Genomic DNA, 12,682 nt, shown 5'->3' on the forward strand with positions numbered 1-12,682 from the left:
TGTTCCTGCTTGGAATGAAAATATTGCGTTCTTTGTTTGCCCCGAGGGGCAAAGCCCTTGATTCTAGCCCGTGGGCATGACCCTACCGGGTTCCCCGGCGAGGAGCCGCCCCAGTGCGCTTGCGGTCCTGGCGCTGGCGCTGCAGGCTGTCGCCGCCGATGTAGCCCACGGAGGTCTTCATCGGATCAGGCTGACCCGCGCCACCCTTGGGCGAAGCGCCACCGGCGCCCTTGCCCCGGGCGCCACCAACGGCACCGCGCTTGGGCGCGGCGGCCCGGCCACTTGCGCCGCCAGCGGAATTGCGCGACTGTGGGCCGCGCGCAGCGGCGGCACGCTCGCGCCGCACGGGCGCCTCGGCCGCGGCTTCGCCGCCAGCGGCACGTGGGCGGCCGGCACCGGCGCCGGCCGCATTCACCAGAGCACGGATATCGCGCTCGTCGAGCTCCATCCACGCGCCGCGCTTGAGGCCGCGCGGCAGCATCATCGCGCCGTAGCGAATGCGAATGAGCCGGCTGACTGCATGACCCACGGCTTCCAGCATGCGGCGCACTTCGCGGTTGCGCCCTTCCGAGATGGTCACGCGGTACCAGCAGTTGGAGCCTTCGCCGCCGCCATCTTCGATGGAGCCGAACGACGCCACGCCATCTTCCAGCTGAACGCCGTCGAGCAGGCGCTGCTTTTCCTCGTTGCTCAGGGCGCCCAGCACGCGCACGGCGTATTCGCGCTCCAGCCCGAAACGGGGGTGCATCAGCTGATTGGCCAGCTCGCCCGAGCTGGTCAGCAGCAGCAGGCCTTCGGTGTTGAGGTCGAGCCGCCCCACCGACTGCCACTTGCCCTGCATCAGGCGGGGCAGCTTGCGGAACACGGTGGGCCGGTTCTGCGGATCGTCATGGGTGACCACTTCGCCCACAGGCTTGTGATAGGCGATGACGCGTGGCGGCGGCGGGTCGATCCGGTAGCGGATGGGCTTGCCGTTGACCTTGACCTGGTCGCCGTGCTGCACGCGCTGGCCGACGTGCGCAGGCTCGTTGTTGACCGAGATGCGCCCTTCCAGAATGAGCTGCTCCATCTCCAGGCGCGAGCCCAGGCCGGCTTGGGCCAGCACCTTGTGCAGCTTGGGCGTTTCGACCTGGGGCTGCAGCACCCGCTTAGGCGTGGACAGATCGGCGCTGGCGTCGTCTTCGTCCAGCTGGCCCGACACCACGTCGGCAAAGCCGTAGCCCTGGTGCGGGGCCGCCGTCTTGCGTGCCGGGGCGCGTGCACCGGCTGTCTTGCGAGCGGGCGCGCGGCGCTTCGCGCCGGATGCGTCGTCCGGCGCGCCGGCCGGTTCGTCTTGTTGAGCGTCGTCGTTCATATCGGTTTTCCTGTTGCGTCCACGTCCGGGGACGTTGCCCCGCCGGCGTGATCCGGCGTTGTTTCTTCCATCGCGGCCTGCGGGGCCTGCGCCACTTCGGCGCGATCGTCCTGCTCGGCCGGATCGACCTGCTCGTCCGCAGGCGGCGGCTCCGGCGATTCCACCAGCCCCAGCGCATCGAACATGCTGGTCTGCACCGCGGAATCGTCCAGCACTGGCAGCTGGTCCAAAGACTGCAGCCCCAGGTCATCGAGGAACTGGCGGGTGGTGGCGAAAAGCGCGGGCCGGCCTACGGTTTCCCGGTGGCCGATCACCTCGACCCAGCCCCGGTCCTCCAACTGCTTGATGATCAGGCTGTTGACCGTCACGCCCCGCACGTCCTCGATGTCGCCCCGCGTCACCGGCTGGCGGTAGGCGATGATCGCCAGCGTCTCCAGCGCCGCACGGGTGTAGCGCGGCGGCTTTTCGGGGTGCAGCCGGTCCAGGTACTGGCGCATCTCGGGCCGGCTCTGGAAGCGCCAGCCGGATGCGACCTGCACCAGCTCGACACCGCGCTGCGTCCAGTCCTGCTGCAGCTCCATCAGAAGCGCCTTCAGCGTGTCGGCGCCCAAGGCGTCGTCGAACAAGCTGCGCAACTCGCGCACCGTCACGGGCTGGGGCGCACAGATCAGGGCGGTTTCAAGAACCCTTTTCGCATCCACCGTATTCATGATTTTCAGCAGTCCCGGAGAGATAGCGCAACGCGTCGCGGCATCACGCCAACGATAAGCACAACGGGGATCAAGAGAGGAGCGCTACGCAGCGATGGGCAACAAGCCATGCCGGAGCGGAAGTGGTGTCGGCACCAAGGGGCGCGGACTTAGGGCGGATTGTAGCGTAGCCCCCAGAAATCGAGCGCCGCGTGCATATCGGCCGGCAAGGGCGCATGCCATTGCATGGGTACACCCGTGACCGGATGGGTGAAAGCCAGCCGGAAGGCATGCAGCGCCTGACGCTGCAGACCCGCCCCCGGCGCGCCGCCATAAAGCGCATCGGCTACCAGCGGGTGATTCAGGGACGCCATGTGGACGCGGATCTGGTGCGTGCGGCCAGTGTGGAGCGTGCACCGCACGAGGCTAGCTTCGGCATTGCCGCCCAGCAGATCGATATCGGTCTGCGCGGGCTTGCCGGCCTGCGTGGCCAGATCGACCACCGCCATACGCAACCGGTTGCGCGGATCGCGGCCAATGGCGGCGCTTACACGGCGGTGCGGCGCATGGCGCCACGCGCCCCAGGCCAGGGCCAGATACTGCCGCGAGACCTCGCGCGCAGCGATCATGCGCACCAGCGCATCCATGGTGGCCCGGTCGCGCGCCACCACCATCAGGCCGCTGGTGTCCTTATCCAGACGGTGGACGATGCCCGCACGGGGCACCAGGCTGGCCTTGGGGTCCCGCCCCAGCAGGCCATTGAGCAGCGTGCCACTCCAGTTGCCCGGTGCGGGGTGTACCACCAGCCCTGCCGGCTTGTGGATGACCAGCAGGTGCTCATCTTCATGCACCACGTCGAGCGCCATGACCTCAGGCTTGAACGCCTGGCTTTGCTCGGTGGGATGGATCTCGACGGTGATGCGGTCGCCCGCCTTCACTTTGGCGGCCGGCTTGGAAGCCGTCTGCCCGTTGAGCTGCACGCAGCCTTGCGACAGCAATTGCTGCAAATAGCTGCGGGACAGCTCAGGCACCAGCTCGGCCAGCGCCTTGTCCAGGCGCGCGCCGTGGTGGGCGGCGCCTGCGGTCAGCTGCCGGGTCTCGCCGCCCGCCTCGTCGCCGGGCTCCTGCGCGTCCAGGCCGGTCAGCTCGGCGTCGTCGCCGGCTGCGGGCGCGTGGTTCGGTCCGCTCAACGCGAAGGCAGGTAGCGCTGCGGGTCCACCGGCTTGCCCTGGCGGCGGATCTCGAAATGCAGCTTGACGCGGTCGGCGTCGGTGCTGCCCATTTCGGCGATCTTCTGGCCGCGACGCACGTTCTGGTCTTCCTTGACCAGTAGCGTCTGGTTATGCGCGTAGGCCGTGAGGTAGGTGTTGTTGTGCTTGAGGATGATCAGGTTGCCGTAGCCGCGCAGACCTGCGCCGGCATAGACCACGCGCCCATCGGCCGCAGCCAGCACCGGGTCGCCCGCCTTGCCGCCGATGTCGTAGCCCTTGTTGCGGGCTTCGTCGAAGCCGGCCAGCAGGGGGCCGGACGAAGGCCAGATGAAGGGCATGTCGTCTTCCCCGCCGGTCGCAGCGTGTGACGGCGCAGAAGCAGCGGGTGCAGCCGCCTGGGCGGAGGACGCCGCGGGCTTGGCCGCGCTGGCGGCTGGCAATGGAGCCAAAGCCGACGAGGCCACGGGGCGAGTCACCACGCCCGACTCGGCGGACGCTACGGCCGTGGTGGGCGGCACCACGCGCAGCACCTGGCCGACCTCGATCAGGTTGGCGTTGTCCAGGCCGTTCCAGCGGGCAATGTCCTTCCAGGTCTGGCCGTGCTCCAGGCCGATGCGGATGAGGGTGTCACCGGGCTTGACGGTGTAGTAGCCGGGCTTGCCGGCATTCTCGGCACCAGGCAATGGCTTGACCGCCGGGGCGACGGTGGAGCTCGACGAAGCGGCCATGCCGGTGGCCGTGCCGCGGTCCTCGACTGGAGCCCTGTTGACACTGGTTCCACAACCCGCCAGCAGCACGCCGGCCAAAAGGGCAGGAACACAAGCAACAAGACCACGCGATACCAACATAAGCAATCCCTTCAGACAATCCCCGATTTTAGGGGGACAAAATTGACGGCCTCCAGAACGCTCTGCTGAAAGCCATGTGGGGTTCTGTCGATGACCAGCAGCACCTGCTGCCCGTTCGCCGCGACGGTGGGCGCCACCAGACGGCCACCGGGGGCCAATTGGTCGCACCACTGCTGCGGCACGGAGTCACCGCCCGCAGCGGAGATGATGGCGGCGTAAGGCGCCCCCTTGGCATAGCCCAGCATGCCATCTCCCAGCAGGAGGTGCACGTTGGCCAGCTTCATGGGGCGCAGGTTGTCACGCGCCTTCTCATGCAACGCGCGCAGGCGCTCCACGGTGTACACCTCGCGGGCCAGCCGGGCCAGCACCGCGGCCTGGTAGCCGCAGCCGGTGCCGATCTCCAGCACCCGCCCCAGGCTGCCACCGCGCGCACTCTCGGCACGCATCAGCAGTTCGACCATGCGCGCGACGACGCTGGGCTTGGAGATGGTCTGGCCCAGTCCGATGGGCAGGCTGGTGTCTTCATAGGCCTGGTTGACCAGAGCGCTGTCCACGAACCTATGGCGCTCCACCGCGCCCAGGGCTGCGAGCACGGCCTGGGACTGGATGCCCGATGCCGCCAGCCGCTGCACCATGCGGGCGCGGACGGCGGCGGAATCAAGGCCCAGTCCTTGCGGAGCGAGTGGTGGCGGTGGCGCAACGCGCTGCGGCAGACCGGCCGAGCGCGATTGCGGTACGGGCGCCTGCGGCCCGCCACCATCCAGCCGCGCGGGGAAACCGGGCCTGCGCTGCTGTGTCATGACGCGCCCTGCCCGGCCGGTGCCTGACCTGCGAACTCGTCCGGCACCAGTCGCGCGGCCGTCTGAGCCCAGTAGCCGAGGCCGTCGTGGTCGGTCAGGTCCACCTTCAGGGGCGTCATGGCGACGTGGCCCAGCGCGGTGGCGTGGAAGTCGGTGCCCTCGGCATCGTCCTTGGCTGGACCGGCGCCGCCGATCCAGTACATCAGCTCGCCGCGCGGGCTCTGCTGCTCGATCACGCGCTCGGCCGCATGACGGCGGCCCAGCCGGCAGAGCTTGATGGGCCGCAGCGCCTCGAAAGGCAGATTGGGAATATTCACGTTAAGCAGCCAGGGCGCCTCGCCCACCAGGCTCTGCCGCTCCATCTGCTCGACGATCTCGCGGGCCTTGCGGGCGGCTGATTCGATCTCGCCCCAGCCTTTGTCCACCTGCGAAAAGGCGATCGCCGGAATGCCGAAAAGGTAGCCCTCCATGGCAGCACCCACCGTACCCGAATAGATGGTGTCGTCGCCCATGTTGGCGCCGTTGTTGATGCCCGAGACCACCAGATCGGGCCGATAGCCCAGCAAGCCGGTGAGCGCGATATGGACGCAGTCGGCCGGCGTGCCGTTCACGTAGCGAAAGCCGTTGGCCGCGCGGTGCACGTAGAGGGGCGAGTGCAATGTGAGCGCGTTGGACTTGGCACTGTTGTTGTGCTCGGGGGCGACCACCTCGACATCGGCGATGGACTGCAGAGCGTCGTGCAGCGCGACGATGCCGGGGGCCTGGTAACCGTCGTCGTTGGAAATGAGTATCTTCATTGTTCAGTCTGGCGGAATGCGCCGGATTGTAGGTGGCGACTTGTGCGCCCTGCCAGCGGGCGGGCCCGAGCCGGCGCCGTCGCTCCAGAGACAAGGCCGCCGCAGGCCCGGCGCCTATGATGCGCCGCATCGATGACCGGAGACCTTCCATGCACGCTTGGCTTTGCACCGAACCCACTGGCGTTGACGCGCTGACCTGGACCGAACAACCCACGCCGTCACCCCGGGCTGGCGAGGTCCTCATCGAGATCAAGGCCGCCAGCCTGAACTTTCCCGATCTGCTGATTGTGCAGAACAAGTATCAGATGAAGCCGCCGCTGCCTTTCGTTCCCGGCTCCGAATACGCAGGCGTGGTCCAGGCTGTGGGCGAAGGCGTGACCCACCTGCATCCCGGCCAAAGCGTGGCCTGCCTGAGCGGCACCGGCGGATTCGCCACCCATGTGCTCGCCCCCGCGGCCCTGTGCATGCCGCTGCCGGACGGCTTTTCACACGTGGATGCGGCCGCCTTCATCATGATCTACGCCACCTCGCACCATGCGCTGATCGACCGCGCACAGCTCCAGGCCGGCGAGACGGTGCTGGTGCTGGGCGCAGCTGGCGGGGTGGGCACGGCAGCCATCCAGATCGCCAAGGCCCGCGGCGCGCGCGTCATCGCGGCGGCATCGACCGACGAGAAATGCTCCCTGTGCCTTTCGATCGGAGCCGATGCGGTCATCAACTACGCCCAGGAAAACCTGCGCGAGGCGCTCAAGGCGCTGACCGACGGGCGCGGGCCCGACGTGATCTATGACCCCGTGGGCGGCGAATATGCAGAGCCAGCCTTCCGCTCCATTGCCTGGCGCGGGCGCTATCTGGTGGTGGGCTTCGCTTCCGGGCCGATCCCCTCGCTGCCGCTGAATCTGCCGCTGCTCAAAGGGGCATCGCTGGTGGGCGTGTTCTGGGGAGACTTCGCCAAGCGCGAGCCGAAGGCCAACGCCGCCATGATGCAGGAGCTGGCAACCTGGTACGCCGAGGGCAAGGTCAAGCCGGTCATCGACCGCACCATGCCGATGTCGCAGCTGAAGGCGGCCTATGAGCACATGGGGTCGCGCGGAGTCATGGGCAAGCTGGTAATGGTGAACTGAGCGCCCCTTGGACGAACCTGTCGCTGCGCGAGCGGATGTGCGAGCGCCCGGTCCGTCTATTCAAGGCGGCGTGGCTCTGTCAAACTAGGAGTCCACTCCGACAGAAAACGCTCAAACGCGGCGCAGCCGATGGCAGAACGCAACCCTTCCGAACTCGCCCGCGAAACGCTCAAGCTGCTGGCCGCCCGTCGACTCCCACCCACCCCCGACAACTACCAGGCGCTCTACGACGAAATCGCCGGCACCCGCAGCGCGGTCGCTTTTCCTGAGGCGCAGCTGCGCCAGATCATGCGGGTGCTGCCCGGGCAGACGCCCGCCCAGAAGCGGCTGCTCGGTCTTTTCGATAGCGCGGTGTCTGCGGGTGACTGGTCGGCGCTGCAAGGCGTGCTGGTCGGCTATGCCAACCTGGGCCTGACGAACACGGCAGCCACCATGGCTGCAGCCGACAAGGCTGCCCCCTTCCCAGAAGCCCTGACCCACCTGCCGCCCGAGCTGGCGGAGCAGCTGGTGCGGCTGATCGAAACCCTCATGCCCGCGCTGGGCGAAGACGACGCCCGGGTGCATGAGCTGGCCGCGCAGCTGATTAACTTTCTGCGCCAGCCTTCGCCGTCCGTCTCCACCCTGCAGCTGATGCTCAACAACTTCAGCTACCGGCTCTCTTTCACGACCGAAGACCAGGCCGCCATCCGCAGCAATCTGTTGGCGCTGCTGCGCATGCTGTTCGAGAACATCGCCGCGCTGACGCTGGACGACCAGTGGCTGCACGGGCAGGTCGAGGCGCTGATCGCAGCCTCGACCCCGCCGCTGACGCTGCGCCGCCTGGACGACGTGCAGCGCCGGCTCAAGGACGTGATCTTCAAGCAGTCCCAGGCCAAGGACCGCCTGCTGGAGGCACAGGACCAGATGAAGGAGCTGCTGGCTGCCTTCATCGAGCGGCTGGCCTACATGGACGAATCCAGCAGCGCCTACCACGCCACGCTGGAAGGCTGCGCGGAACGCATCGGACAGGCCACGCAGTTGCAGCAGATCACGCCGCTGCTGCAGGAAGTGATGGCCGCCACGCGCGCCATTGCCCTGGAAAGCCGGGTGACGCGCGACGAGCTGCACGATCTGCGCCAACGCTCCGAGGCTGGCCACGCCCAGATCACCAAGCTGCAGCAGGCGCTGCACGAAGCCAGCGCCCAGGCGCGGCACGACCCGCTGACCGGCTCGCTCAACCGCAAAGGGCTGGACGAGGTGATGGAGCGCGAGATCGCCCGCGCGCGGCGCAACGAGTCCCCTCTGTGCGTGGCGCTGCTGGACCTGGACAACTTCAAGGCCATCAACGACCGGCTAGGGCATGCGAGCGGCGACCAGGCGCTGATTCACCTGGCGGCAGTGGCCCGCGAAGTGATGCGCCCGCAGGACATGCTGGCGCGCTACGGAGGCGAGGAGTTCGTGCTGGTGCTGCCCGACACCGCTCTGCCTCAGGGCGTGGAAGCCATGACGCGGCTGCAGCGCGAGCTGACCACTCGCTTTTTCATGCAGGGTCAGGACAAGGTACTCATCACCTTCAGCGCCGGAGTGGCGCAGATATCGAACGGCGAAAGCAGCGCCGACGCCATCCGCCGTGCGGACCAGGGCATGTATCTGGCCAAGCGGTCGGGCAAAAACCGGGTCATGCCCGCCTGAACTGCGCCCCCGCATCTGCACACCGGAAACACGCCACTCTTGCCTACAATGCCCCCTTCCTCGGAGCCGACGACAAGGTTTTTCCATGAACGCCACGGTTGACGAAGTCCACCGCGCCCTCGAGGCCTACCGCGCCCTGCTCGAGGCCACCGGCCCCGCGGGCCTGCATTTCCTGAACGCGCGGGTGCCGCACCGCTACACGGCCGTGTACCGGATCGAGAACGCCGTGCTGCACAACACCTACCTCTTCGACAAGCAGGGCATGGTCCGGCCCGACTATCTGGCCCAGGTGCCGCTCGAAGACAGCTTCTGCCAGTTCGTGATGCGCGATGGCCTCTTTTCCTCCACCGACACGGCCAGCGACCGACGAGTGGACGGGCACAAGTACCAGGGCGTGCTCGGCTCCTACCATGGCCTACCCCTCATGGACAACCACGGGCAGCTCTATGGCACGCTATGCCACTTCGACGTGGAACGCCACCCTTTGCCGGACGAGGAATTTGCACTCCTGCAGAAGGTCGCTCGACTGCTGCCGGCCTATCTGAACAAGCGCACGACCGTCTGAAGACGGCGCGCGCCGCCTCACCCGCCGAGCCCCCTGGCGCGGCACCCTCCGCAAACTTGACGACAATGCGACCCCCGTAACGGGCCTGCGCGCCCGCCCGGCCGCAGGGCCGGGACCGCATGTGACGAGCATTTGATTTGAAATACATGGAAAAGCCCGACGTCTCAGCCCATACGCCCATGATGCAGCAGTATCTGGGCTTGAAAGCCCAGCACCCCGATACGCTGGTCTTCTACCGCATGGGCGACTTCTACGAGCTGTTCTACGAAGACGCCGAAAAGGCCGCGCGGCTGTTGGACATCACGCTCACGCAGCGCGGCCAGTCCGGCGGGCAGCCGGTGGTGATGGCCGGCGTGCCCTTTCACGCCCTTGAAAGCTACCTGGGCCGGCTCATCCGCATGGGTGAATCGGTGGCCATCTGCGAGCAGGTGGGCGAAGTGGGCGCCACCAAGGGCCCGGTGGAGCGCAAAGTGGTGCGCGTGGTCACGCCCGGCACGCTCACCGACAGCGAACTGCTCTCCGACAAGACCGAATCTATGCTGCTGGCCGTCCAGCAAGGCGCACGGGCGCGCTGCGGCCTGGCCTGGATGTCGGTGACCCAGGGCATCGTCCATCTGGCCGAATGCGCGCACGACGAAGTCGGTGCCTGGCTGGCGCGCGTCTCGCCCAGCGAGGTGATCTACAGCGCCGGCACCACCGAGCGTTTCGAGCAGCAGATGCAGGCGCTGCGCCAGAACGGCACGCTCGCCTGCCCCTTGAGCCTGCGGCCGGACTGGCAGTTCGACGCCGCGCTGGGCGAGCGCAAACTGCTCGAATACCTCCAGGCCTCCAGCCTCGCGGCCTGGAACGCCGAAGCGCTGCCCCATGCCCACGCGGCGGCAGCGGCGCTGCTCTCGTATGCCGAACACACCCAGGGCCGCGCCCTGACGCACGTGCAGAGCGTGCGGGTGCAGCAGAGCGACGAACTCATCGCCCTGCCCCTGGCCACGCGGCGCAACCTGGAGCTGGTGCGCACGCTGCGCGGCGAAGAAGCCCCCACCCTTTTTTCGCTGCTGGACACCTGCATGACCGGCATGGGCAGCCGCCTGCTGAAAAGCTGGCTGCTCGAGCCCCGCCGCGACCGCACCGACGCCCGCCAGCGCCTGGCCGCCACCGCCGCACTGCGCGGCACGGGCGCGGGCGCAAGCCCCTGGCAAGTGCTGCGCGCCGAGCTGCGCGGCGTGAGCGACGTAGAGCGCATCACCGCCCGCATCGCGCTGCGCCAGGTGCGCCCGCGCGAGCTGGTGGGCCTCTGCAAGACGCTACAAAAAGCGGAGCTACTCGCCCAGACCAATCAAGCGCCCGACCCATTTTTGACCCGAATTTTCGATGAACTGCAGCCCCCGGTGGACTGCAGCACGCTGCTGCGCACGGCCATCGACGAGGAGCCCTCGGCCCTGGTGCGCGACGGCGGCGTGATCGCGGCCGGCTTCGATGCCGAGCTGGACGAGCTGCGCGGCATCCAGACGCACTGCGACGACTTCCTGCTGGACCTGGAAACCCGCGAGCGCGCCCGCACCGGCATTCCCAACCTGCGCGTGCAGTTCAACAAGGTGCATGGCTTCTACATCGAGGTCACCAGCAGCCACACCAGCCGCGTGCCCGAGGACTACCGCCGCCGCCAGACGCTGAAGAACGCCGAGCGCTTCATCACGCCCGAGCTGAAGGCCTTCGAGGACAAGGCCCTGTCGGCCCAGGAACGCGGCCTGGCGCGCGAGAAATGGCTCTACGAACAGGTGCTGGACCAACTGCAGCCGCACGTGCCGGCCCTCACCCGTCTGGCACGGGCCCTGGCCACGCTGGACGTGCTGTGCACGCTGGCCGAGCGCTCGCTCACGCTGAACTGGTGCGCTCCGCAGTTCGTGGCCGAGCCCTGCATCGACATCGAGGCCGGCCGCCACCCGGTGGTGGAAGCGCGCCTGGCAGAAACGTCGTCAGGCGCCTTCATCCCCAACCACACGCGGCTGAACGCCAACACGCGCATGCAAGTCATCACCGGCCCGAACATGGGCGGTAAATCGACCTACATGCGGCAGGTGGCGCTGATCGTGCTGCTGGCCAGCATGGGCAGCCACGTGCCGGCCACTGCCTGCCGGCTCGGGCCGATCGACGCCATCCACACCCGCATCGGCGCGGCCGACGACCTGGCCAACGCGCAATCCACCTTCATGCTGGAGATGACCGAGGCCGCGCAGATCCTGCATGCCGCCACGCCGCACAGCCTGGTGCTGATGGACGAGATCGGCCGCGGCACGAGCACCTTCGACGGCCTGGCGCTGGCCAGCGGCATCGCCACCCACCTGCACGACCGAACGCGCGCCTTCACGCTGTTCGCCACGCACTATTTCGAGCTGACCGAACTGTCGGCCCGCCACCAGCATGCGATGAACGTCCACGTGGGTGCGACCGAAACGGGCTCGTCCATCGCCTTCCTGCACGAGATCCAGCCCGGCCCGGCCAGCCGCAGCTACGGCATCCACGTCGCCAAGCTGGCAGGCGTTCCGGGGCCGGTGCTGAACCATGCGCGCCATACGCTGGCCGCACTGGAGGAGCGCGCGGGCGAGGGCCAGGCGCAGGTGGATCTTTTCGCTCCGCCGCCCGAAGACCCTGGCGCGGGCGTGAGCGCGGTCGAGGCGGCACTGGAAGCCATCCAGCCCGACGCACTGAGCCCGCGCGAGGCGCTGGATGCGCTCTATCAGCTCAAACGGCTGGCGCAAGGCGCGGTGTAGGAACCCGCTCGCGATCTCCCGAGGGGCCTGAAGCCCTTCATTTCCCAGGCCCTTCCGCTATCGAATAGATAGCACATCGGGACTGCTCAGGCCCAGTGCCGCAAGCTCGGGCGATACGCCCTGCCACGCCACATCGCAGCCGGGCCGCTGGCGTTCGGCCGGCGTGGCGCCAGAGCGCAGGGCCCAGCGCGTGCCCGCGATCACGCTGTCGATCACCGGCACCCTGACCTGGTCCTGCACGGCCGCGGCCATGCCGGCCAGGCCCGCACCGCCCAGGATGACGGCCTGCACGTCCAGCTGGCTGGCAGCCTCACGGCAAGCCTGCGCCAGCAGGGCGCGGGCGGCTGCGGGGTCCGCGGCCAGCTCGGCACCGGTCGGCGCCACGGTGCGTATGCCCGCCAGGGCCTGTGTGTGGCCCAGCGCCTGGGCCAGGCGCTGCAGCATCGGCCCCCAGCGCTCGCCGCCGGTGACGATGGCGAAGCGGCCATGGCGCGAAGCCTCGATGAACGAGGCCTCGGCCAGCCCCGTGACCGGCACCGGGCAGCTCTCGCGCAGCGCCAGCAGGCCCGGGTCGCCGAAGCAGCCGATCAGCACCGCATCGGGCGCCGGACTGCCGCCCTGCGCCAGCGCAGCGGCCCAGGCGTCGAGCGCGGCATGCGAAGCCACCGCGTAGCTGGCCTCGCAGGCGATGTAGGGCGCGCCGAAGCGCGCGGTGGCGGTGCGCACCGCCACCTGCAAGCCGGCGGCCGACTGCACATGGCTCTGCAGCAGCGCGCTGACGCTGGCGGAGGTGTTCGGGTTGACGACGAGCAGGTGGCGCATGGCGGGGGGTGCGGGCGGGGGGGGCGGGCGGGC

11 protein-coding genes are annotated in these 12,682 nt (G+C 68.4%); 4 read left to right on the top strand and 7 right to left on the bottom strand.

From position 1 onward, the window contains the following. Positions 1–82 precede the first annotated feature (82 nt). From AC3A84_RS14640 to surE, 6 genes are all read right to left on the bottom strand, one after another. A complete protein-coding gene (locus AC3A84_RS14640) occupies positions 83–1,354 on the bottom strand; it encodes a pseudouridine synthase (protein WP_487970640.1) in 1,272 nt (423 codons plus the stop codon). Continuing rightward, positions 1,351–2,064 (bottom strand): SMC-Scp complex subunit ScpB, encoded by a 714-nt coding sequence (scpB, locus tag AC3A84_RS14645; protein WP_487970642.1) that lies wholly within the window; start codon positions 2,062–2,064, stop codon positions 1,351–1,353. Before scpB ends, AC3A84_RS14640 begins: the two co-directional genes overlap by 4 nt. 149 nt (positions 2,065–2,213) lie before the next feature. Further along, complete coding sequence (locus AC3A84_RS14650; protein ID WP_487970644.1) at positions 2,214–3,233, bottom strand: RluA family pseudouridine synthase; 1,020 nt, start codon at positions 3,231–3,233, stop codon at positions 2,214–2,216. After that, positions 3,230–4,102: a peptidoglycan DD-metalloendopeptidase family protein gene (locus AC3A84_RS14655; RefSeq protein ID WP_487970646.1), complete on the bottom strand. Its 873-nt coding sequence runs from the start codon at positions 4,100–4,102 to the stop codon at positions 3,230–3,232. Before AC3A84_RS14655 ends, AC3A84_RS14650 begins: the two co-directional genes overlap by 4 nt. A gap of 11 nt (positions 4,103–4,113) precedes the next feature. Continuing rightward, positions 4,114–4,902 carry a protein-L-isoaspartate(D-aspartate) O-methyltransferase gene (locus tag AC3A84_RS14660; protein ID WP_487970648.1) on the bottom strand — a complete coding sequence of 263 codons (789 nt, stop codon included), beginning with the start codon at positions 4,900–4,902 and terminating at the stop codon, positions 4,114–4,116. After that, positions 4,899–5,699 (bottom strand): 5'/3'-nucleotidase SurE, encoded by an 801-nt coding sequence (surE, locus tag AC3A84_RS14665; RefSeq protein ID WP_487970650.1) that lies wholly within the window; start codon positions 5,697–5,699, stop codon positions 4,899–4,901. Before surE ends, AC3A84_RS14660 begins: the two co-directional genes overlap by 4 nt. A 149-nt stretch (positions 5,700–5,848) precedes the next feature. Here surE and AC3A84_RS14670 point away from each other — a divergent pair, with 149 nt between their 5' ends. The 4 genes from AC3A84_RS14670 (at position 5,849) to mutS (ending at position 11,827) form a co-directional block, all read left to right on the top strand. Next, positions 5,849–6,823, top strand: coding sequence for an NADPH:quinone oxidoreductase family protein (locus AC3A84_RS14670; protein ID WP_487970652.1), 975 nt, complete (start codon positions 5,849–5,851; stop codon positions 6,821–6,823). Between the two features lie 129 nt (positions 6,824–6,952). After that, the gene (locus AC3A84_RS14675; RefSeq protein WP_487970654.1) at positions 6,953–8,494 is read left to right on the top strand and encodes a GGDEF domain-containing protein; all 1,542 of its coding nucleotides are present in this window, start codon (positions 6,953–6,955) and stop codon (positions 8,492–8,494) included. 85 nt (positions 8,495–8,579) lie between these two features. Continuing rightward, entirely contained in the window at positions 8,580–9,059 is a 480-nt protein-coding gene (locus AC3A84_RS14680) for a GAF domain-containing protein (protein ID WP_487970656.1), read from the top strand. 146 nt (positions 9,060–9,205) lie between these two features. Beyond that, positions 9,206–11,827 (top strand): DNA mismatch repair protein MutS, encoded by a 2,622-nt coding sequence (mutS, locus tag AC3A84_RS14685; protein ID WP_487970658.1) that lies wholly within the window; start codon positions 9,206–9,208, stop codon positions 11,825–11,827. Between the two features lie 57 nt (positions 11,828–11,884). Here mutS and AC3A84_RS14690 read toward each other — a convergent pair whose 3' ends face one another. Then, positions 11,885–12,649 (bottom strand): aspartate/glutamate racemase family protein, encoded by a 765-nt coding sequence (locus AC3A84_RS14690; RefSeq protein ID WP_487970660.1) that lies wholly within the window; start codon positions 12,647–12,649, stop codon positions 11,885–11,887. Between the last annotated feature and the right edge of the window lie 33 nt (positions 12,650–12,682).

Source organism: Paracidovorax sp. (genome assembly GCF_057642795.1).